General features: G+C 64.6%; 20 protein-coding genes and 1 pseudogene. 10 read left to right on the forward strand and 11 right to left on the reverse strand.

Translation table 11 applies throughout. The annotated features are described in order from the left end of the window. Nucleotides 1–8 precede the first annotated feature (8 nt). A complete protein-coding gene (locus NJT13_RS14780) occupies nucleotides 9–344 on the reverse strand; it encodes a 2Fe-2S iron-sulfur cluster-binding protein (protein ID WP_254522404.1) in 336 nt (111 codons plus the stop codon). A gap of 117 nt (nucleotides 345–461) precedes the next feature. Between NJT13_RS14780 and NJT13_RS14785 the strand changes: the two are divergent. The 3 genes and pseudogenes from NJT13_RS14785 to NJT13_RS14795 form a co-directional block, all read left to right on the forward strand. Then, nucleotides 462–641, forward strand: a pseudogene (locus NJT13_RS14785) (alpha/beta hydrolase); the annotation flags it as partial. Between the two features lie 163 nt (nucleotides 642–804). Beyond that, entirely contained in the window at nucleotides 805–2211 is a 1407-nt protein-coding gene (locus NJT13_RS14790; RefSeq protein WP_254522406.1) for a geranylgeranyl reductase family protein, read from the forward strand. Between the two features lie 281 nt (nucleotides 2212–2492). After that, nucleotides 2493–3296 (forward strand): DUF4397 domain-containing protein, encoded by an 804-nt coding sequence (locus tag NJT13_RS14795; protein ID WP_254522407.1) that lies wholly within the window; start codon nucleotides 2493–2495, stop codon nucleotides 3294–3296. A 164-nt stretch (nucleotides 3297–3460) separates the two neighbouring features. Here NJT13_RS14795 and NJT13_RS14800 read toward each other — a convergent pair whose 3' ends face one another. Both NJT13_RS14800 and NJT13_RS14805 read right to left on the reverse strand, forming a co-directional pair. Then, complete coding sequence (locus NJT13_RS14800) at nucleotides 3461–4741, reverse strand: amidohydrolase (RefSeq protein ID WP_254522408.1); 1281 nt, start codon at nucleotides 4739–4741, stop codon at nucleotides 3461–3463. A 68-nt stretch (nucleotides 4742–4809) separates the two neighbouring features. After that, entirely contained in the window at nucleotides 4810–5145 is a 336-nt protein-coding gene (locus NJT13_RS14805) for an uS10/mL48 family ribosomal protein (protein ID WP_254522409.1), read from the reverse strand. A gap of 271 nt (nucleotides 5146–5416) precedes the next feature. Between NJT13_RS14805 and NJT13_RS14810 the strand changes: the two genes are divergently transcribed. Then, the gene (locus NJT13_RS14810) at nucleotides 5417–5851 is read left to right on the forward strand and encodes a bis(5'-nucleosyl)-tetraphosphatase (RefSeq protein WP_254522410.1); all 435 of its coding nucleotides are present in this window, start codon (nucleotides 5417–5419) and stop codon (nucleotides 5849–5851) included. A gap of 87 nt (nucleotides 5852–5938) precedes the next feature. Here the strand turns inward: NJT13_RS14810 and NJT13_RS14815 are convergent, their stop codons facing one another. After that, nucleotides 5939–7036 carry a DUF7972 family membrane protein gene (locus NJT13_RS14815; RefSeq protein WP_254522411.1) on the reverse strand — a complete coding sequence of 366 codons (1098 nt, stop codon included), beginning with the start codon at nucleotides 7034–7036 and terminating at the stop codon, nucleotides 5939–5941. 330 nt (nucleotides 7037–7366) lie between these two features. Here NJT13_RS14815 and NJT13_RS14820 point away from each other — a divergent pair, with 330 nt between their 5' ends. Then, entirely contained in the window at nucleotides 7367–7876 is a 510-nt protein-coding gene (locus tag NJT13_RS14820) for an FxLYD domain-containing protein (protein WP_254522412.1), read from the forward strand. A gap of 49 nt (nucleotides 7877–7925) precedes the next feature. Here the strand turns inward: NJT13_RS14820 and NJT13_RS14825 are convergent, their stop codons facing one another. Together NJT13_RS14825 and NJT13_RS14830 are read right to left on the reverse strand one after the other, a co-directional pair. Further along, a complete protein-coding gene (locus NJT13_RS14825; RefSeq protein ID WP_254522413.1) occupies nucleotides 7926–8273 on the reverse strand; it encodes a hypothetical protein in 348 nt (115 codons plus the stop codon). A 208-nt stretch (nucleotides 8274–8481) separates the two neighbouring features. Then, the gene (locus NJT13_RS14830) at nucleotides 8482–9318 is read right to left on the reverse strand and encodes a PspA/IM30 family protein (protein WP_254522414.1); all 837 of its coding nucleotides are present in this window, start codon (nucleotides 9316–9318) and stop codon (nucleotides 8482–8484) included. Between the two features lie 114 nt (nucleotides 9319–9432). On the opposite strand from NJT13_RS14830, the gene NJT13_RS14835 reads away from it, so the two are divergent. Next, a complete protein-coding gene (locus NJT13_RS14835; protein WP_254522415.1) occupies nucleotides 9433–10068 on the forward strand; it encodes a CocE/NonD family hydrolase in 636 nt (211 codons plus the stop codon). 49 nt (nucleotides 10069–10117) lie between these two features. Here NJT13_RS14835 and NJT13_RS14840 read toward each other — a convergent pair whose 3' ends face one another. The 3 genes from NJT13_RS14840 to NJT13_RS14850 all read right to left on the reverse strand — a co-directional run bounded on the left by NJT13_RS14840 (nucleotide 10118) and on the right by NJT13_RS14850 (nucleotide 13655). Beyond that, a complete protein-coding gene (locus NJT13_RS14840; RefSeq protein WP_254522416.1) occupies nucleotides 10118–12004 on the reverse strand; it encodes an ATP-binding protein in 1887 nt (628 codons plus the stop codon). A 57-nt stretch (nucleotides 12005–12061) separates the two neighbouring features. Further along, complete coding sequence (locus NJT13_RS14845; RefSeq protein WP_254522417.1) at nucleotides 12062–12856, reverse strand: cohesin domain-containing protein; 795 nt, start codon at nucleotides 12854–12856, stop codon at nucleotides 12062–12064. Nucleotides 12857–13028: 172 nt separating this feature from the next. Further along, nucleotides 13029–13655, reverse strand: coding sequence for a DUF7344 domain-containing protein (locus tag NJT13_RS14850; RefSeq protein ID WP_254522418.1), 627 nt, complete (start codon nucleotides 13653–13655; stop codon nucleotides 13029–13031). A 410-nt stretch (nucleotides 13656–14065) separates the two neighbouring features. On the opposite strand from NJT13_RS14850, the gene NJT13_RS14855 reads away from it, so the two are divergent. Then, a complete protein-coding gene (locus NJT13_RS14855; protein ID WP_254522419.1) occupies nucleotides 14066–14413 on the forward strand; it encodes a DUF7113 family protein in 348 nt (115 codons plus the stop codon). Nucleotides 14414–14638: 225 nt separating this feature from the next. Here the strand turns inward: NJT13_RS14855 and NJT13_RS14860 are convergent, their stop codons facing one another. Then, entirely contained in the window at nucleotides 14639–15916 is a 1278-nt protein-coding gene (locus tag NJT13_RS14860; protein WP_254522420.1) for a DNA double-strand break repair nuclease NurA, read from the reverse strand. Between the two features lie 125 nt (nucleotides 15917–16041). Between NJT13_RS14860 and NJT13_RS14865 the strand changes: the two genes are divergently transcribed. The 3 genes from NJT13_RS14865 to NJT13_RS14875 all read left to right on the forward strand — a co-directional run bounded on the left by NJT13_RS14865 (nucleotide 16042) and on the right by NJT13_RS14875 (nucleotide 18640). Further along, nucleotides 16042–16305 (forward strand): hypothetical protein, encoded by a 264-nt coding sequence (locus NJT13_RS14865; protein WP_254522421.1) that lies wholly within the window; start codon nucleotides 16042–16044, stop codon nucleotides 16303–16305. Between the two features lie 187 nt (nucleotides 16306–16492). Further along, nucleotides 16493–18061, forward strand: a complete 1569-nt coding sequence (gene gpmI / locus NJT13_RS14870; RefSeq protein ID WP_254522422.1) for a 2,3-bisphosphoglycerate-independent phosphoglycerate mutase — start codon at nucleotides 16493–16495, stop codon at nucleotides 18059–18061. Between the two features lie 63 nt (nucleotides 18062–18124). Further along, the gene (locus tag NJT13_RS14875) at nucleotides 18125–18640 is read left to right on the forward strand and encodes a sensor histidine kinase (protein ID WP_254522423.1); all 516 of its coding nucleotides are present in this window, start codon (nucleotides 18125–18127) and stop codon (nucleotides 18638–18640) included. 11 nt (nucleotides 18641–18651) lie between these two features. Here NJT13_RS14875 and NJT13_RS14880 read toward each other — a convergent pair whose 3' ends face one another. Further along, nucleotides 18652–20817, reverse strand: a complete 2166-nt coding sequence (locus NJT13_RS14880) for an alkaline phosphatase PhoX (protein ID WP_425499763.1) — start codon at nucleotides 20815–20817, stop codon at nucleotides 18652–18654. Nucleotides 20818–21015 lie beyond the last annotated feature (198 nt).

Consider the following 21015-nt stretch of genomic DNA (forward strand, 5'->3'; position numbering starts at 1 on the left):
CGCGGCGCTCAGTCGTCGGCGACCGCGCTGTCGCGGGCGCCGTCGGCCTCGAGGTCGGCCTCGATGCTCGGGGGATACTTGCCGCGGTCGAGTTTCAGATCCGACTGCGGACGGGCCATGCAGGTCAGCGCGTAGTTCTCGGCTTCCGTTTCGGTCAGCCCGCGGGCGGCCGGTTGGGTAACCTCGCCTTCGAGAATTTCGGCGGAACAGGCCAGACACATTCCGACCCGGCAGGAGTACTCCTGGGCGATCCCCTCCTCGAGACACCGGCTGAGGATCGTCTCCTTGTCGGTGCAGGTGATCGTCTCACCCGTTCCGACGAACTCGATGGTGTACGCTGTCATACGGGTGGATACGGACGACCTCACTAAAACTCTTTATTCCCACCTCTCGGGACTGTCCGGACGGTGAATAGACGTGCCGAGTCGTACCAACGGCGCGGTCACTCGGACCGAATGGGCCTTCCCGTACCAATTTACACGATCATCGCCCTCCAGTTCCTCGCCTTGCTGCCGGTCATCGCCGCGGTATCGACGTACTTCTTCCACCGCACCGGCCGGATCTGGATCGGCGCGTTCGTCAACACGCTGTTGATCACGTGGCTGATCGTCGCCTCGCAGGCGATCCACTATCCGTTCTAGCCGTCACCCGGCTGTCACCCGAATCGCCTCGTTTCGGGCGTTCGGACGCATCTCTGAACCGGATCGATCCGGTCCGCAGCGAGGACCGCTCCGTCGTCCGGGCGAGCGGAGAATCAGACCACTTGATAAAACGTTTTCTTACCGCGGCGCTCACAGTGTGGATATGAGTACGCAGGAGCAGTCGGCAACCGCCGCGACGACTCGGACCCAGTCGCCGGACGTCGTCGTCGTCGGCGCCGGAACTGCAGGATGCTACGCCGCTGCGACCGTCGCACGCGAGGGATACGACGTCGTCGTCCTCGATCGAAAATCCGAAACCGAAGCGGGTCACATCGCCTGCGGGGACGCGTTAAAGGGTGCCGACGCCTTTCCCGAGGCGATCCCGAAGTCGAAACTCGAGCCGGCCTTTACGAACACGGGCGTCGACCACGGCCGTTTCGAGATTCCACAGGAGGACACCGTCCTCGAGATTCCGGTTCCGGGTGAACTCGCGGTCATCGACCGCTGGGAGTACGGACGACGGATCATCGAGGGCGCGGGCGACGTCGGCGTCGACTTTCACTACGATACCGTCGTCACGAACGTCGTCCAGGCCGACGACGGTCGCGTCACGGGGGTCGAGGCGATCCGCGCGGGCGATCCGATCACCTACGAGGCGGACGTCGTCGTCGACGCCGCGGGTTCGCTCTCCGTCTTGCAGGACAACGTCGACTTCTCGGGGTCGACGTTCGATACCAACGTCAACTACACGCACTTCTGTTCTGCCTACCGGGAGATCGTCCACGTGGACGAACCCGTCGAGTGGGACGACGCGCTCGTCTTCAAACCGACGGAGCGGGCCGCGGGCTACCTCTGGTACTTCCCGCGCACCGAGACGGAGATCAACGCCGGACTCGGCTTTCAGATGACCGAGGAGCCCATGGAACTGGTCGACGACCTCAGACGCGACCTCGAGACCCGTCCCGAGTTCGCCGGCGCGACGGTCGAGGACAAACTCGGCGCCGCCTTGCCCACTCGCCGGCCGTACGACTCGGCGGTCCACCCGGGATACATGGCCGTCGGCGACGCCGCGGGACACGTCAACCCCACGACCGGCGGTGGCATCGCCGGCGCCGCGTACGCCGGCAAGTACGCCGCCGAACAGGCCATCGAGGCCCTTGAGACGGACGACTACGGCGAAGACACCTTCTGGCGGTACAACGAACGGGTGATGGACCACTACGGCGCCCGTTACGCCGCACTCGACGTCTACAATATCCTCTCGACCGCGGTCGACGTGGACGACCTCATGGGGCTGCTCGCCGCGATGCCGGGCGACAAACTCGCCGAAGCTCTCTACTCCGGGAGCACGAACATCGGCCTCAAGCTCAAACTCGAGGCGTTGCTCAAGAGCCGCGGCCACTGGGGCACCATCTGGAACCTCTATCAGACGAAACGCCGCGCGGACGAACTGCTCGCTCACTACGAGGAGTACCCCTCGAGCCCAGCGGGGCTCGCGGACTGGCAGGACCGACGCGACGAACTGATGGGGAAGGTGTACGAGACGACTGGCGCGGATCCGAAGTACTGAGCGGCCGGTCGCGCCGCGGACGCGACAGCGCCCTCGACGCCCCCTCGAGAGACCGCCGCGCGTTCTTTTCGCGCTCGCGGCTGGTAGCGGTACGCACTGCGTCTCGCCCCGCCGAACCGGGAGTCGACGCTCCCGGTACTCGGAGATACGTGTCGAGCGTTACGCCGCGCGGCCGCGAACCCCCCTCCCGTCGAAGCGCGCATCCGACAGTCTCCGTCGCCGACAGTAACCCTGCGTTGTTAGGGACAGTTCATAATTCCGATGGTACTCAACTCGTTTCCATGTCCCAAGGACATACCCGTCGACGCACGCTGACGCTGATCGGAACCGCAGGAGCCGGCCTGGTGGCCGGTAGTTTCGGCGCCGCGAGCGACGACCACGCAGGTGACAGCGGACAGGAATCGGACGGTAATCACGACGAGGAAGCCACAGCGACTGCTCGCGTTCGCGCGGCCCACCTCTCGCCCGACGCGCCGAACGTCGACGTCGTAGTCGACGGCGAGACCGTCCTCTCGGACGTTCCGTTCCGCGCGGTGAGCGACTACCTCGAGCTACCCGTCGGGACCGCGAACGTCGCCATCTCGGCGACCGACGACCCCGAGACCGTCGTGTTCGATCAGGAACTCGAAATCGCCGAAGGGGCGTTTACGATCGCCGCGCTCGGCGAACTCTCCGAGGAGAATCAGCCGTTCGCGCCGACCGTGCTGGAGGACGACCTCAGCGACCCCGGCGAGAACGCCCGCGTGCGACTCGTCCACGCCTCGCCGGACGCTCCGGCGGTCGACGTCACCGTCGGTGGCGGCGAGACGGTCCTGTTCGAGAACGTCGCCTTCGGCGAGGCCGGCGCGCTCGAGGTGCCGGCCGGCGAGTACACCCTCGAGGTGCGGCCCGCGACCAACTGTAACGATGGGGAGGTCGTCGCCGAGTTCGACGTCGCTCCGGCGGCCGGGAGCGTCTCCACGGCCTTCGCGGTCGGCTACCTCGAACCCGACGCTGCTCCCGCGGACGAGGCGTTCGACCTCGAGGTCGTCGCAGACGTTCCGGGGGAGGAGACCCACGACGAGGAGTCGATGGCCGAGTGCTGATCCTCTGATACGGACTACTGTACGTCATTACCGGTGCACCCGCAGGACGGTCGCGGTTGCACCGGTACATCGGTACAGCAGACCGTACGACGCGTCGATCGGTTCTCGACCGCGAATTCGATCCGCCGCGGAGGTACTCGACTCGAATCGCTGAGCGATCGAGATCAGGGTCGCTCGAGCGTGACCCGCTCGACCGCTCCAACCAGCACGTCGATCCCGTGCTGGATGCTCGCCTCGTCGACGTCGAACGTCGCGGTGTGGTGGCCGCCTGGATGGTCGGTACCGACGCCGACGTAGCAGGCGGTCCCCCCGTTTTGCTGGACTTCTCGCATGAGGAAGGTCGCGTCCTCGCTGCCCCCGAGTTCGTCGCGCTCTACGACCCGCTCGACGCCCGGCGTCGTTCCGGCGACGTCGGCGACGATCTCGACGAGTTCCTCGTCGCTGGTCGCGCTCGGGGCTTCCGCACCGGTCTCGATCTCGACCTCGCAGTCGTGCATTTCGGCGGCGCTCCGGAGAACTCGCTCGGCCCGATGTTTCATGTACTCCATCAGCTCGGTCGTCTCGCCGCGGACCTCGGCCACGATCCGGGCCTCGTCGGGGATGACGTTGGCGGCGCTGCCGCCCTCGGCGACGCCGGCGTTGACGCGCGTCTTCCCGTCGTTGTGCCGTGGAATCCCGTAGAGGTTCTGCACCGCCGTCGCCATCGCCTGGACGGCGTTGCGTCCCTGCTCCGGGTGGCCGCCGGCGTGGGCCGATTCGCCCGTAAACGTCGCCTCGAGGTGTGACACCGCGAGAAATCCGCCGATCCCCGCGACGATTTCGCCGGTCGGATGGTCCAGGCCGATGTGGACGGCGAGCAACGCGTCGACGTCGCGGATGTGGTCGCTCTCGGCCATCGCCTTGCCGCCGCCGACGACCTCCTCCGCGGGTTGGAAGAACACCTTCAGCGTACCCGTAAAGTCGCTGTTGGCGATCCGTTCGACGACACCGATCCCGATCGTCGCGTGGGCGTCGTGGCCGCAGGCGTGCATCGCGGCCTCGCGTTCGGAGCGAAAGCCCTCGGCCGCCGGCAGGTGCGCCGGATCGGTCGACTCCCCCCGCGGAAGCCCGTCGATGTCGACGCGAAGGCCGACCGTCGGTCCCTCGCCGCGCTCGAGGACGGCGACGGCGCCGGTGTAGCCGCCCTCGAGTCGCTCGAGAACCGCTTCGTCGACGCCGTCGGCTCGGGCCTGGTCGTACCACCGGGTGAGGTCGGTCTCCTCGGGGACGGCCATCCGCTGGTCGCCCGCGATCGCGTCCGGGCCGACGTGGAGTTCGTCGAGGTCGTCGCCGAGTCGCGACTCGAGTTCGTCGACGATTCGGGCGGTCGTATAGAACTCGCGCCAGGCGGGTTCCGGTTTTCGGTGCAAGTCGCGTCGGAGCGAAACGAGATCGTCCGCGGTCATACCCCGATATCGTCGGGGTCGGTAAAAAGCCCTGTCGTCGTTTGGCACCCGAGACGACGTGTCGACGGTCAGTTTCCGCGGCCCGCGCCGCGGATCTGTTCGACTTCGGCCTCGATGTGGACCGAGTCGGGGAAGTTCTGTGAGGCAATATTGCGCGCGAGGTTGTCGTGGCCGTGTATCTCGAGTTCGCGGGTGAAAACGGTGTAGTCCCAGGAGGAAAATCGACGGTCGTCGTCGGCGTGGAGCCGACAGGACTGGGGAACTGAGAGTCGCTCCGGTGGATGGGAGTGTGGCCCTTTCAGTGCCGCCCCTTTCCGTTCGGCGGTCGCTTTGATGTCCTCGACGATCCCGTCGAGAGCCGCTCGATCACCGCTTTGAAGGGTAAGACGCGTGACGAAGGTCATCGGTATTGTCGAATCATCCACGGTCGGCGCGTAAAAACTTGCTGAGAGACGGCCGTGACGATCCCCGTCGCGTGCGACTCTGATCCACTCTCGCCGTGTGATTCTGTCCCACCGTGTGCGACTCTGCCCACTCTCATCGTGTGCGACTCCGTCCCACTGTGTACGACTGTGGTCGTCCCGCATCCGACAGCGTGACAATCGATTTCGCAATCAGTGTTCGTTGGACGAACAGTTCGATATTCTCTTAACGTCGCACCTACTAGGCCAGTTAATGGCAGTCGAAGCTACGAGCGCAGGCGCGATCCTCTTCCGCGATACGCGGGGCCGGCGCGAGTATCTTCTACTCAAGAGCCGCCCAGGCGATTGGGAGTTTCCCAAGGGCGGTGTCGAAGGAGATGAAGAACTACAGCAGACGGCGATCCGCGAAGTAACGGAAGAGGCAGGTATTGAAGAGTTCCGACTACTCGACGGCTTTCGCAGGGACTACGATTACGTCTTCGAGGCGAACGGCAAAACGATTCACAAAACCGTTCACCTCTTCATCGCGAAGTCGTTCGAGGCCAGTGCAGAACTTTCGAACGAACATCGCGACCTGCAGTGGCGCGATTACGAACAGGCGATAAACACCGTCACACAGGACGGTCCGCGGGAAATCCTGGAAGAAGCCCACCGATTCCTGGACGAGACCGAAGACGAGGAGCACTGAGGCGGGCCCCGTCGTCGGAAGAAGACGACGGTCGGGAGGGAGAGACGACCAGCACCAGCGCTCCTCTCTGTACCGGGCCGCTGTCACTCACCGATTCTCCCGCTCCTCTCGAGTGGGTTCCGCCTTCCCGTCGGGCATCCCCCCGTCGCCGGCGCTCACGTCGAACGGCCCTTCTTCGGGACCCTTCTGGGGGAGCATCGGACCAGTCGATGCCGTTCGGCGCGTGATCGTCGTCGTCCGAAGGATGAACGACACGAGGAGTGTAAGCGGCGAGAGAACGACGCCGATCAGCCCGATCGAAACGTACGGGAGGACGGCGATGTTGACGCTCGGACCGGTGACGTCGGCGTAGAGGAGACCGACGAGTATCGCGGACAGGATCGCCGGGACACCACAGTAAACCGTCAACTGCGAGAATCGGGTCAGCTCTCGCTGCAGGTACGTCGTCCTGAATTGCTCGCCGGCCACGTGGAACAGTTTCAGCGACTCGAGTAGGTCCTCGAGCCGTTCGGTCGCGGTCGGCGAAAGCGAGGCGTCGTACGCGCGCCGAAGGTGAGTGCCCACGTACAACTGCCAGTCTTCGTCGTAGTCTGTCGCCGCCAACACGGCCCTGAACGTGCCGAACGACGTGTGCTCGAGCGTTTCACCGATTCGCCCGGTTTCGGACTGAACGATGTTCGTGTATCGAGTAATCGCCCGTCGCACCTCCTCGTCGTGATCGGCGACCGCGTCTTCGACCGCAGCAGCGTCCCGCGCAATCGATTCGACGAGCAGTTCGAGTAGTTTCGTCTGCGAGACTGGACTCGCGGCGACCGACGCTTCGTCCGCGACGTCCGCACGGAATCCGATGACCGACTCGAGTCGCTTCTGGGCCGATCCGGCCGTCGCGAACTCCTGTGAGAGGATCAGCTGGTTGATCGAGACGACGAGCGTGACGAGAGAGAACGTCCCCGCGATCATGCCACTCGCCACCCGCGTCACGGAGTTCGAATTGACGAACGAGATGACGCCGACGTCGTGGAGAACGACCAGGACGACGAAGACGCCGACCAAGAGGAGGGCTGCGACGACCACGCGGTCGCCCTCGACCAACAGCCATTCCCGAGCCCGCGGGATCGGCCGGGACCGGGCGCCGATATCGGCCCCGTACGACTCGAGCCGCTCGTCGCTCTCGGATGACACCATAGCGAGACGTTCCACCGACCCGGCAATAAGAGGCTGCGTTGCACACATCGGCAGCGCCCGTCGCCGGCTCGCACCGCGTGTGACTCGAGCGTCGATGCGACCACGCGGTCGGCGTGACACGGATCGAATCCGTCGTCCGTCGGCTATCGCTGCTCGCCGATCGCTGCACCGACGAAATCGGCCGCGGACCGTCTCGACCCGCCAATCGGCGAGCGAACGACCGCGTCGAGACCGTCACTATCGGTCGCTGGCGCATCGGGACCGTCACTATCGGTCGCTGGCGCTTCAAGGCCTACACTGAAAGGTGTCCGCGACGTCCGTGTGAGATACATGTCCCGTTCGGACCCACCGAGCAGACGCGGACTGCTCGCGTCGATCGGTGCAGGAATTTCGACCGCAGTCGCCGGTTGTACCGGCAGCGGCGGCATCGGCGGGAAGCCGACCTACGAAGACGGCACCGTCGGCGATCTCAACGCCAGCAACTATTCCAACCGGACGGCGAGCCAGATGTCTACGGCCGCGGCACTCGCACAGGGGCAACCGAGTACGACGGCGACACCCCTCGACTCCCTCTCGTTGACGTCACACGAATTCGTCGTTGAGGACGGCTATCTCGGCTCGACCATCCAGGGGACCGTCGAGAACGACGGGTCGAATCGGGTTCAGATCGTCGAAGTCCGGACGCGAGTGTACGACGACGCGGGCAACCAGATCGGCAGATATTTTTCCAGTACCGGCGACGTCGACGCCGGTTCGACCTGGGAGTTTCAGGTCATCGTCCTCGAGTCCCCCTCGGCCGTCGCCGACTACGATATCGCCGTGCTGGGAACGCCGACCTGATCCACGCGACTACAGACCGTCGCACCTGCTGCGCTCGCTTCCGTTCCGATCACTCCGACGATTCGTCCACGAGATCGTCGTCGACCTCCTCGTACACGACGTCTGGACTGACGGTGAGCGTGTACGCCGGTCGCCCTTTCCCCGTCGGCGACGCCGACGTCGGCTCGTTCTCGCCGACGAGGCCCGCCTCCTCGAGTCGGTAGAGTGATCGAGTGACGTCCGCCTCAGTGACCGTCCCGACGACGTCCGTTTCGACGGTCGAGAGGTGCTGCTGGCAGTGTTTTCGAAGCTCGTGTGTCTGGACCGGTGTCTCGCCCTCCCGATCGAGCGCGACGACTCCGAGCAGAACTATCGTGTCGGTTCTCGAGATTGAATCGAGCGCAGATGGTTCACTCATGTGCGACCGTTCTCTACGAACGATGGTAACCGTTTCTCCTACTTACAGTCAGTTAAACCGATGGTTTTGTCCTCGACGCGGCGGAAAACACGTCGAATTTGGTGTCAGAACTGTCTCCCGATTCGGTGTCCGAGATGCCACGCGATACCCGTGCGGTCTCGACCGCCCGCCCTCCGCTCGACCAGATCCGGTGTCGCAAGTCGCTCGATCAGGTGTTTTCCTCGTCCTGAAGTTCCGCGAGTTCGGCCTCGACGTCTTCCTGATCGCCGGACTCGAGGTCGGCAAGTTCCGTTTCGTCGACGTCGGCCCCGGACTCGACGTCTGATTCGGGTTCCGGTTCGGATTCTCCCTCCCCCATCTCGGACTTGAGGGTCTCGAGTTCGGCTTCGACGCCGCTGTCGGTGGCGAGTTCCTCGAGTTCGCGGTCGATGTTGTCCTTGTCGGACATGACGTCCTCGAACGCGCCCGATTCGTGGAGTTCGTCGAGCGCGGCCGCGCGGGCTTCCATATCCTCCGTCTGCTCTTCGGCGCGTTCGATGGCGCGGCCGACGTCCTCGAACTCTTCGCCCGTGGCCGTCATCGCTTCCGAAACCGTGGAACTGGCCTCGGCGGCCTCGTAGCGCGCCTTCATCGTCTCCTTCTTGGTCCGGAACTCTTCGATTCGGGTCTGGAGTTCGTTTTTCTGTTCGATCAGACTGTCCTGTTGGTTCTGCAGGTCCGAAATCTGGCGCTCCAGATCGTCGATCTGGTTCATCTTCGTTTTCTTCTTTTCGAGGGCGCGTCGCGCCAGGTCCTCTCGGTCTTGCTGAACCGCCGTCCGCGCCTGATCGTTGTGCTTCTCGACGTTCTCCTCGAGTCGGCGTTTCTGCATTTCGAGGCGCTTTTTCTGCGTCGTCAGATCGGCGATGCCGCGTTTGACCTGCTGGAGTTGGTCCCGCATCTGCTCGTAGGAGTAGTCCAGCGTTTCGGTCGGATCCTCGGCCCGGTTGAGCACCGAGTTGATCTTCGACCGGATGACGTAGGAAGTCCGAGAGAGGATGCCCATACTCGCAACGTATGGTTCTCCGGCCTTAAAAACATCACTTCGGTAACAGTCGGTCTCCTGTTGAGTCGTCCGTCGCTCGTCGATTTGATTAGCCAGCAGTGTGTGAGACCACCCATGACCGACGTTGTTCTTCCCGGCGCCCGCGACGTCCGCGGGACGCTCGAGCGGCCGGACGGTCCGGCGAATGCGATCGTCGCCGCGTGCCCGCCTCATCCCCGACACGGCGGGTCGCGCAGCGATCCGCGACTCGTCGCGGTGGCCGATGCCCTGTGTGATGCCGGAATCGCGTGCGTGCGCTTCGATTACGGGCCCTGGGACGACGGATACGGTGAACGGGAGGACGTTCGAAACGCCGTTCGATGGGCGAGCGACTGGGAAGACGAGGATCGGGCATCCGACGGTCGGCTCCCCGTCGGCGTCTTCGGCTACAGTTTCGGTGCAACGCAGGCGCTGCTCGCGTCCGCCGTCGTCGATCCCGAACCCGCCGCCGTCGCCGCTCTCGCTCCGACGGCCCGCCTCGACGACGATCTCGACGCGCTCGAGGCGCTGTCGGCGATCGAAGGCCCCGTTTGCGTCCTGTACGGGGAGCGCGATACGACCGTCGACTGGGAACCGATCGTCGAGCGCGCCCGGGACCGCGGCGACGAGGTCACGGCGCTCTCGGGCGATCACTTCTTCCTCGGGAACCGCGACGAAATCGCGAGTACTGTGGGGGCGTTTTTCGAGCGAACGTTACTCGGGCGGGCGTAACGATGGCCGGATCGGGGGTGCTCACGACTCCGGGCGCCGGGCTCCGATTTCAGCCTCGGCCGTGTCTGGTCAGGCACTTCGAGAGCCCGATCAGTTCGACGGGTTCGGAGTTGTCCGGCGAGTAGACGACCATCTGTCCCTTCTCCATGTAGGGCACTTTCGACTCGAGATTGCTCGGGATGTTGACGCTCTTGATGGCGTCCTCGTCGCCGAGGTTGAGGACGACGGTGGTGTTGATCTGCTTGAACACGGCGTCGTGGATGTCCTGCGGATCCTGGGTGATCAGGAAGAGGCCGAGGCGCTCCTTGCGGCCCTGCTTGGCGGCTTCGGTGAACTTTTTGATGACCTTCCCCGCCTGGACGGAGTCGGCGTCGGTCAGGAAGTTGTGGGCCTCGTCCATCCCGAGGACGAGCGGCGTCTCCTTGACCCGCTCGTACGTCGGGTCGTTCGAGAGTTTCTGGTCGATGACGAGCGACGACACTGCGAGCACGATCGTTTCGGTCGCACGACTGTCGTTGATGTGGTAGGTCGGGACGACGGTGAGTCCGCCGGGCCGGACGAATTCGTGGACTAACTCCGTGATCGGGCGCGCGTCCTGGTCGAAGACGTGACCGAACCCGAGGACGCGCCGTCGGACCGCGTCGAAGGTCGCCTCGTGGACGCGCCCGGACTCGTCTAACTCTTCGCGAAGCGCGGGGTCGTCGAGGAACGTCGTGAACTCCTCGTAGGTCCCCCCGTTGCCGTACTGCGTGCGGAACCGCGGCAGGAGGACGCTGACGAGCGCACCGTACTGGTTATCGTTCAGTCCGCTGCCCGCGACCAGCCACGGGTTGTCGTGGACCATCGAGAACGGGATCGTGAACTCGACTTGCTCGGCGCGGTGATGTCCCGCTGCGTACGACGCCGAACCGACCGCCGGAACGAATGCCGTCGTATCGTCGTGTCCGCCGTAGGCGATTCCCTCGCGCTCGAGTCGCCGGGCGAACGCGTCGTCCATCTCGGGATTGTCGTCGTGCATCTGGGCGTACTCGTCTTGCGGATCGAACTGAACGACGGCCGGAGTGACCCGTCGACCGTCGTCCATCGGGTAGGTCCGATCGGCGTCTACGTACTGGCGCAGAATGTTCTTCGCGCCGTGGGTCTTGCCCGATCCCGTCCCGCCGGCGACGAGCGTGTGCCGGAAGACCAGCGGGTCGCCCGCGTCGTAGTCGTCTTTCAGCCGGTAATCGATGGTCGGCGGCGACGCCGCGGTTCGCACCTTCTCGCCGCCGACCGAGAGGTGGCCCATGAAGACCCCGTCGTCGGGTATCTTCAGTCCGGTCTTGATCTCCTCGGTGTCGTCGGCCTGTCGGATCACCGTCTGAGGTTTCGGCACCCGATCGGTCATCCGTCGCTTGAGGTCGCCGTCTTCGTCGTAGAGGATGGCGACCGGCTCGAGACTCGCGACGAACTTGTAATCCGTCTCGTCGATCCCGTCGGTTCGCATCGCTCGCCTCGCGTGGATTTCCGTCGCGTCGTTCGCGTGATACTGCTGGGCGTACTCCAGGCCGGTGATCCGGCAGAACAGCGTCTCGCCGGCACGATCTCGACCGGCGGCTGAACCCGACCCGTCGGGGTAGGGAGCGAGGAGGTAGCTCCCGAGGCGGATGGACGACCGGTTGCCGCGGGTTACGTAGGCTCGGAGCGTGGTCTCGTCGCCGTCTTCGGAGACGCGCAGGCCCTGAGAGACACAGATCGCGCCGATGCCGACGTCTTCGCCACGGGGTTCGACCGCCGTCGATTCGAACACGTCGGTCGTGTCGTCGGTCGTCGACGTCGCACTCGCCGTGCCGTCGGATCCCGAAGACGTCGTCGACGAGTCGGCTCCGCCGGCCGCCGCGCCGTCTTCGGAGTCGGCGTCGGCGCTGAAATCGCCGAAGTCTCCCAGATCGGTCATATCAACCCAATCTAGTCCCATCCATAAAACGCGTTTCCCTCCAGCTGGACGGACTGTTTAGGTGCGGTGATCGTATCGACCGGCCCACAGTCCGACTACCGCGAACGCGATCGCTGCGAGCGTGGAGCCGGGCGTAAAGCCAGGAATCGGCTCCTCACCGCCGTTTTCGGCCGTTTTTCCGTCTGATTCGTTCGAGCCAGCAGCCGAATTCGACTCGGCGAGTTCAGGATCGAGAGCCAGGTCGTTGGGGTCGGCGTGGTCGAACGACTCGAGGGGCTCGTCGCCACCGTCGACCGCGACGGTCACGGACTCGTCCTGAACGTACGGGGGGTAGTCGCCAGTGAAGTCGATGTCGCTGTGGTCGAACGAAATCGTCGTCGTCCCTGTCGGCGCGTCGGCTGCGACCCGGACGGTCAGCGTCGCGATCGTTCCGTTTCCGGTCGCCCCCCCGGCAGCCGGCACGCGGCGCTGCTCGAGAACGGCGGTTCCCTGCTCGTGGGCGACAGCCGCACCGGCGTGAATTTCGGTGTTGTTTCCTTCGAGCCACGGCCCCCGTTCGACGTCGGTAATCTCTAGATATTCGGGGTTGTACTGGGCGACCAGCGTGACGTTCGACACGCCCTCGCCGCCGTGACCACCTCGGCTCTGTAACGTGACGTCGATTTCGACCGTGTCGCCGGGCGCGACCTCGGGTTGCGAACGGTCCGGCGACAGGATCGCGACCTGGTCGATCGCGGTGGCCGTTCCGACGATCCCTCCCACCGAGAGCGCGAGCAGAACGGTCGTTGCCGTGACGAGGATTGCGGTCCGTCTCTCGAAACGGCGGTCGCCGTCGTCACGTTCGGAACTCATCGCTCGGGTTGGTTTCGATAGGGGGCGGCACACGTTTACCGGTTTTGACGCCGGCCGAGTGAGTGGTGTGCGGTGAAACGCCCGACGAGCGGCGGGGGCTGACGGCGGGGAAAAACGAGCGAACGCTCTTTCGTGTGCGTCTGCTGTAGCGACGCGTGGTCGGTCTCGGCACCTACTGGATAATCGACGCGACGTGGTCGTATCGGGTTACGAGTTGGGTTTCGTGATCGTAGTTGATGACACCGACGTCCGCCATCGCGGGCAGGTGGGAGTGGTGAAGTGCGATCCTCGCACTGGTCGGATCGGCAAACTGACCGCCGTCGTGAGCGCCGAGTCGGTCCGCGAGTCGTTGGACCGAGAGCGGTCGATCGCTCGTTTCGAGCAGATAAAGCAGGTGCATTCGAACGGGGTCGACGAGGGTCTCGAGCAGCCCTTCGGCGTTCTCGCTCTCGCAGAGTTCGAGGACGGCGGAGAGATCGGCGGGGTGGACCGGCGATTCGTCGACGAGCGCGACGCCGTCGGCGCTCCAGTCGACGATGTCGTACGCCTCGAGTCGCGGCAGATGGTTGTGAACGAGACTGGTCCGCACCTCGTGTCGTCCCTTGCCGTTCGAGGCGCCAGTCGACCGACCGAGCAACTCCGTCGTCAGTTCCGACAGCGACAGCCGAGCCGTCCGAGACCCGAGGGCCTCGAGAATACGAAGCCGTCGGGGATGACGAAGGACATCGTAACACTCCGCTGGCACGTTTGACAACGGCTCGGGTGTGTTATCGTCGCCGAGATGAGCGTTCGAACTCATTACTCAACCCAAATTCTGCAACGGGCATAAGCCCGTTTCCAAAACGATTTGGGCCCCGAAGTTCGCTGTTACGGAAGTAACAACGGCGTAACTCGCTGAAACTGCCGAATACGGCAATTGTGGGATATTTCCGATGGAAATTCACGTGTGGCATACTCGGGACAGTCGTGTTACCTGGACTTCCGTGCGAACGTGATTCAGTCTACCTCTCAGTGGACCGACAATATACTGGCGCGAATACGTTCGCGTCCCGATCGGACGGACACGGTCAGCGCCGCCACCGACCGCTCCAACGGCGGTTCGGTCGGCGGCCGAAGACTGGGGCACTGGCCCCGCGCGCCGAGGTGCGGAGTCGCCAAATCTGGGTCGGTTCCACGGCACTTTTGCGTTCACGACCCGTAGTAGAGGGTATGCTCATGGTACGCGGTCGCGCTGGCGGAACGGAACTCACCGGGACGCTCTACGAACGGGGTGAACGAGCCCCGTCGTTCAGGGGCGCCCCGGACGAAGACGCCGCGTACGTCTGGGTCTGCGACGAGTTCTACGAAGTCGACAGCGGCGGGACGACCCAGCTCGTCGACGGCCGCGAGGTCAACCTCGCCTTCGAGTCGCCCATGCCACGGGGGTTCGATACCCGGGAGCAAGCACTCGACGGAGCCAGAGAACACATTCGGACGCAGTTCGCCAGGATCGGCGTCGACCCCGACGACGTGATTCTCGAGGTCGAGAAAACCGACGCTGAAGACCGTCGAGAATAGCGGTTCGAACGCGGTCGTTCTCGATCCGCGATTGCTCTCTCCCCGTGAACGTCTCCACCGACGTGAATTCGTCGAACAGTTTTTCGAAACCGTCCACCCAGTGGACAAATCGGCAGAAAGCACCGAACCGACACCGGATCTCTCCCAAGAGATGCGTAACTTGCGGCAGCGAATTCGTGCTGTCGAGCAGAACGTTGACGCGCCGCCTCGTGCCCGAACGGCGGATCAATACGGTTGTTCGTCCCAGCGGTGGTCGTCGTAGGTTCGGTCCTGTGCCGCGTCGAATCGGTCCTCGAGCGTCTCGCGGAGCGACGCTTTCTCCGGGCTCGCGATCCGGGCGAGTTCGTCCGCTTTCCCGACGATCGTCGGCGGTCCGTGTGCGACGGCAACGTCCTGTAACAGCTGCATCGTCACCCGTTCTCGTGTGTCCGGATCACGCGTGAACGCGTAGGGCGCCTCGACGCGATAGAGTAAGTCGTCGCGCGGGTCGTAGATGACGAAAAACGTCACCTCGTAGGCCGCGTGCTCGAGGCGTCGTTCGACGCCGTATGCGTCGCCGTCGCTCGACAGCGGACGGTCGACGCCGCCTCGCGAACGGAACCAGTTCGTGTACGAAAGCGTCGACGTCTCTCGCTCCCAGCGCTCGCCGTCGACGCCGTCGACGTAGTCGCCGCGCTCGAGGAGGCGGGTGAAAAGCGCCGAGTCGTCGCTCCACGGGACGCTGATATCGGCGTCCCGTTTCGACTGTAGCGTTCGTGTCAGGACCCGCGTCGTGGGGTTTTTGACGAACCCGACGAGCGGGACGTCTCGCTCGACGAAGTCCTCGACGAGTCGGACGTAGTTCTCGAGGACCGTCGTCGGTCGCGGATCGTCGAGCAGGAAATCGGCGAGGTCGGGATGCTGGTCGGCCCACCGAAGCAGGCCGCGCGGATACAGCGGTCCGTCGAGGACGAGCAGGTCCGTCACCGCCATCGCGTGGTCGCGGGCGTGGGTACTTTCGGCGAGGTACAGCGCTAGCGCGTGGACGACGCCTTCGACGAACCGCGGCAGCGGTGGTATCTTGACCGCTCGGCTCCGGCTGTATCCCTCGTCGAATTTCCCCCACGTCTCGTCGACGGTCATCGTCTCGTCGTTCGAGTGGACCGTCATGACCGTCGTTCGCGACCGGTGAAGGTCGAGGTCGCTCGGCGTCGCGCTCATCGCCGCCTGTGCGATGTCGACGACCAGCCCGTTCTTGAACGCCGTCGGATTGATCGTTCCCGCGTCGAGGCCGTGTTCGGTCGGGAACTCTCGCCGTCGCAGCGCGACCGCTTCGCGGTCGACGACCCGCCGCGCCTGCTCGTCGATCGGCTCGAGGATCGTCCGGCCATCCTGAGCGAGCGGGTCCAGAAACGACTCCCAGACGGTCTCGGCGAAGGCGCGGCGGTCGCGCTCGTCGGTCCCGTGGCCGATCCGTTTCGCGAGTCGCGCGATGCCGTCGAAGTGGACCGGATCGAGCGTCATGCGGAATGGCTCCCGCCGGACCCGCAAAAAGCCAGTGGTCGTGCCGTCACGAGATGGGAACTCGGGGACGGGTAAATAACTATCAGAAAACATATGTGTGGGCGGACCGAGAATGAAACAACTCGATGTCCGAGCGAGACCTGCGGTCCGTCGATCGCGACGAACGTGCCGTCGACTGGCGACAGAACAGTTCCGGGGTCACCATCTTCGAAGCGAGCAACCCCGATGCCTGGATTCACGTCGAATTCGAAGCGGGCGTCTCCCCCGAAAACCGCCTCTACATGGTCTGTGACGAGTGTGGCGCAGTGTTCGCCCAGCGATGTAAACCTGGAAACGGATCTCTCTGTGGCGACTGCGGCACGACCTTCGACCACCGCCAGGAGGACTGACGTCGCGCCGCCGCTTGCGTCCCGACCGCTTCCCTCTCCCGTCGCGTCTTCTTCAGGGCTCGCGTCCCCCGGCGAAATCGATTCATTATTTACACTTTTCGGTGAACACCGTCGAACGGATCCGCGTACGTGAGGACGGACACCGGACAACGACAGGTAATTACGACACGCAGGTCTCCGATGCCGTATGGAAGCTGCGCTGATCGTCCTCGACGGCTGGGGTCTCGGTGACGGCGGCAGGGACGCGGTTGCGGCGGCTGAGACGCCGGTCTTCGACCGACTGGCGGAATCGGGCGCGTCCGGACGACTCGAGGTCGCGGGCCGACGCGTCGGCCTCCCGGAGGGCCAGATGGGCAACAGCGAGGTCGGGCACCTCAACATCGGTGCCGGTCGGGTGGTCTATCAGGAGTACACGCGTATTTCGGACTCCATCGCGGACGGGTCGTTCCGGGAGAACGACGCGATCAACGCGGCGTTCGATCGGGCCCGCGAACACGACGGCAGGGTTCACTTCCTCGGTCTCGTCAGCGACGGCGGGGTTCACTCCGATCAGAAACACCTCCACGCGCTGATCGAGTTGGCGGCCGACCGCGACGTCGAGGCCGTCACCCACGCGATAACCGACGGCCGGGACACGTCGCCGACCGGCGGCCGCGAGTATCTGCGCACGCTCGAGGAGGTGATCGCCGACCACGGTACCGGCGACGTGGCGACGGTGACCGGCCGGTACTACGCGATGGATCGCGACCAGAACTGGGAGCGGACGAAGCGGGCCTACGACGCCATCGTGAACCGCGAGGCCGAGTGGACCGCCGAGTCGGCCGTCGACGCGGTCGAGGAATCCTACGACCGCGGCGAGACCGACGAGTTCGTCGAGCCGACGCTCGTGACGGGCGAGGCGCACAGCGCCTCGGAAAGCGAGCGACGACGCGGTGAGCACGGCCGGCCCGCCCTCGCGGACGGCGATTCGGTCGTCTGGTTCAACTTCCGCTCGGACCGCGCCCGCCAGCTCACCCGGATGCTGGCCGATATCCGGCCCGAAGACTGGGCGGACGCCTTCGAAACCAGCCCGCCGAACGCCGAGGTCGTGATGATGACCCAGTACGACAAGACGTTCGACCTCCCCGTCGCATACCCGCCGAATCAGCCCGAGCAGGTGCTCGGTGAGGTGCTCGCCGACGCGAACAAAACGCAACTCCGGATCGCCGAATCCGAAAAGTACGCCCACGTCACCTACTTCTTGAACGGTGGCCGCGAGGTCGAGTTCGACGGCGAGATCCGCGAGATCGTCGAGAGCCCCGACGTGCCGACCTACGACCAGCAACCCGTGATGAGCGCCCCCGAGGTGACCGACACCGCGATCGACGGCATCGAATCGGACGACCCGGACGTGCTCGTCCTCAACTACGCCAATCCGGACATGGTCGGCCACACCGGCAACTACGAGGCCGCGATCGAGGCCGTCGAAGCCGTCGACGAGCAGCTGGGTCGACTCGTGGAAACGCTGGAGGCCGCCGGCGCGCACGTCCTCATCACCGCCGATCACGGCAACGCAGACGATATGGGGACCGAGGAAGACCCTCACACGGCACACACGTACAACGAAGTTCCGCTCGTCTATCTGGCCCCGGACGGGACGGACGGCGGCAGGCGGGTCCGCGAGGGTGGCACCCTCGCCGACATCGCGCCGACGCTGCTCGAGGCGATCGGCCTCGCGCAACCGCCAGAAATGACCGGCGAAACGCTGCTCGAGTAGCGGCGAGTTCGGCTTCGGGATCCGCTCGAGGGGGTCCACGACGACGTCGAGGGAGTCCTCGAGATGAGCGAAAAGGCCCGAGCGTTCGAACGCGCGATCGAGTCGACGGCACGGTCGCCGGACTCCTTCTCGGCCCGGGACGTGTTGACGACGATCGCGACCGATCTCGAAGCGGAAACCGGGGGGCGAGTCGACGTGTCCGTTCCCGCCGACCTTTCGATCCGCTCGAACCGTGAACTGTTCGAACTCGCGTTCGCGAACCTCATCGAGAACGGGCTCACCCACAACGACGCGGAGAACCCGTGCGTAACGGTCGATCTCGAACGCACCACGGACGACCGGAGTGCCGTCTTCACGGTCCACGATAACGGACCTGGCATCCCCGACCACGAACTCGCCGTTCTCGAACGGGGGGAGGAAACGGCCCTCGAGCACGGAAGCGGGATCGGCCTGTGGATCGTTTCGTGGTCCGTCGCCGCGCTCGGCGGCGACCTCGAGTTCGACACGGCGGCGGGCGGCACCAGCGTTACGGTTCGTTGCTCCGCCGTGGTCGAACCGGAGTCGCCGGCGATGGCCTGATCGGCAGCCGGCTAGCAGTCGTCGTCGGCACCGTTCTCTCCGTCGTTCCCTCGTCCTCGCCCGGCTTTCCGCCGTGGTCCGCGACCGTTTCCGGGATGGTCGTCGCACCGCTGCCGACCGCGGCCGCGTCCGGGAACGTCGTTTCCTGCGGGCTCGTACACGTAGAGACAGTCGTTGCTATAGGACCGACCGAACTGATCCGCGTCCTCACAGCAGAGGACGCGACCGTCGTCCATCACGTAGACGTTGTCGACGTTGATGAGCGCGTCGTCCGCGACGTCCGCCGGATCGCTCGCGTCCGGCCCCACGATAACTGGCTCGAGCGTCGAGACGTCGAAATCTCGCTCGAGTTCGGCGCGGTAGACGACGCCGCCGTCGACCCGGTCGATCTGGATGTCACCGACGCCTTCGTAGCCCTCCTCGTTGGACATGTCGTCGTTGAGTTCCGAGATGGCGAAGTAGACCGCGTCTCCCGGTCCGGCACCGTCGACGCTGTCGACGCCTTCGGCCTTGTTGAACTCGATGGATGCGCCGATCTCCGTGGCTGCCGCACGCGTCTCGAGGAACGGGATGCGACGGAGCTCCGGCGAAACGCCGTCGGGGCCCTCGTCCTCCCACTGCTCCGCCCAGCGGACGATCTCTTCGTCGCTGATGTAGTCCTGGTTCCCGTTGTCGACGACCTCCCTGTCGGCCTCCTCGAGCGCCGCTTCGAAGTCGTCCTCCCAGTCGGTCTCCGCGTGACTCTCGAGGTAGTCCTCCTGAGTGACGCCGTCGTACTCGGCGATCCACGCTTCGACCTCCCGGTTGGTCGCGTGGCCCAGTTTCAGCCACTCGATCTCGAGGTCGACGTCCGCCGGCGGAAGCTCCCGGGCGGCCTCCTCGTTGGTCACGTTCGGTGCGTAGAGGGTGCCGGCGAGATCCATGGGATCGTCGTAACAGTCGATGGCCTCGTCGGCGACGAATTTGTAGATCCCTTTGCTGTCCCCGTCGGAGCAGCCGTAGACCGTCTTCCTGTCGGACTGGATGTCCGGGGACTCCCAGGCGGCCCGTCCCATCACGTAGTACTTGACCGGCTGTGGCGGGTCGGCCGTCGGTTCGCGGAGGTCGATGTGGTAGCCGTAGCGGTACGGATTCGGATAGACGTCGGTGATCGGTCGCGTCGTGTTGCCGTCGGATCCCTGGTCGACGGGGTCGGCACCGAGGTAGTACGCGAGGAATTCGACACCGGTCATCGCCCAGAACCCCTGGACGCCCCAGGATTCGTCGCCGTAGTAGTCGTCGACGGCGTTCTGAATCTCCGACGGGTTCGGTCGGTTCCAGAACTCGTGGGCGCCGCGGAGTCCCTTCCCCGTTCCCGACTCCAGGACGTCGCCCACCGTTGCGGCCAGCGAGATCCGCGGGTGAGCGTAGTTCTCCTCCGAGGAGATCATCGTGTTCCACGGACTCAGATCACCGTAACAGTTGATGCGTGTTCCCCCGAGTTCGCGCATCGGTTCCGTGTTGGCGAGGTTGATGGCGTTCTCGAGATCGGCTTCCCACTCGCCCTCGTCGGTGCGGCTGATCGGAATCCGCGAGACGTTGCCGGGGCTGTTCTCCCAGTTCGTAAAGAGGAGTCCCTCGGTTCCCGCGTCGTTCGTGGCGACGAACTGGTTACAGTCGGGGTTGTACGCCGCATCACCGTACTGCGTGCCCGCGAACTCGTCCGTCGTAATGTTCTCACTGTCGGGCGTCTGAACGACGCCGAGTTCTTCGCTCCCTCCGTTGATCTCCTCGTGTGCCTGGGCGAGGAACGTGAATTCGCCGTTCGCACCGCGGACCGTCTCCCGCTCCGCGTTGGTCTGGGGCGTCGGCAGTTCGTCGAAATCGTCGTTGCTGCCGTCGAACTCGAACTGGAAGCCGCTGAAGTATCCGATTCCCGATTCGTCGTACGGGTCGGCGTTATCGCGACTCGGATGCTGGAGACTGTACAACAGGGACCCGTCTTCGAACACGAACGGACCCGTTACCTCCGCGCCGAGTGCGGTCGATGAGAACCGCTTCAGTTCCCCTTTTACGTGCGGTGCCAGGGGTGTATCGGGGTCGTCCGGTCCGTCCCCGGCCGCTATCCCGGTTACGCTCGCGCCCAGCGCTGCAGCCACCGATGCTTCCATCAGGTTTCGTCGATTTAACTCGACCATCGATTCGATACCCGCGTGTTTGACTATAGGCGGTTTATATTTGTAATATATACGTGTAATTCGCAGGTCCGGGACTACTGGATTCTATGTAGCGTTCCGTCTCGATGCCGGGCCGACTATCGACGAACGGATTTCACTGTTTCGTCGGTCCGCGAGCCGTCCCTCACCGATTCGGGTGGCCGATGGTATCACGTGAGG

The sequence above is a fragment of the Natrinema caseinilyticum genome, from assembly GCF_024227435.1.
In the GTDB taxonomy this organism is placed as follows: domain Archaea; phylum Halobacteriota; class Halobacteria; order Halobacteriales; family Natrialbaceae; genus Natrinema; species Natrinema caseinilyticum.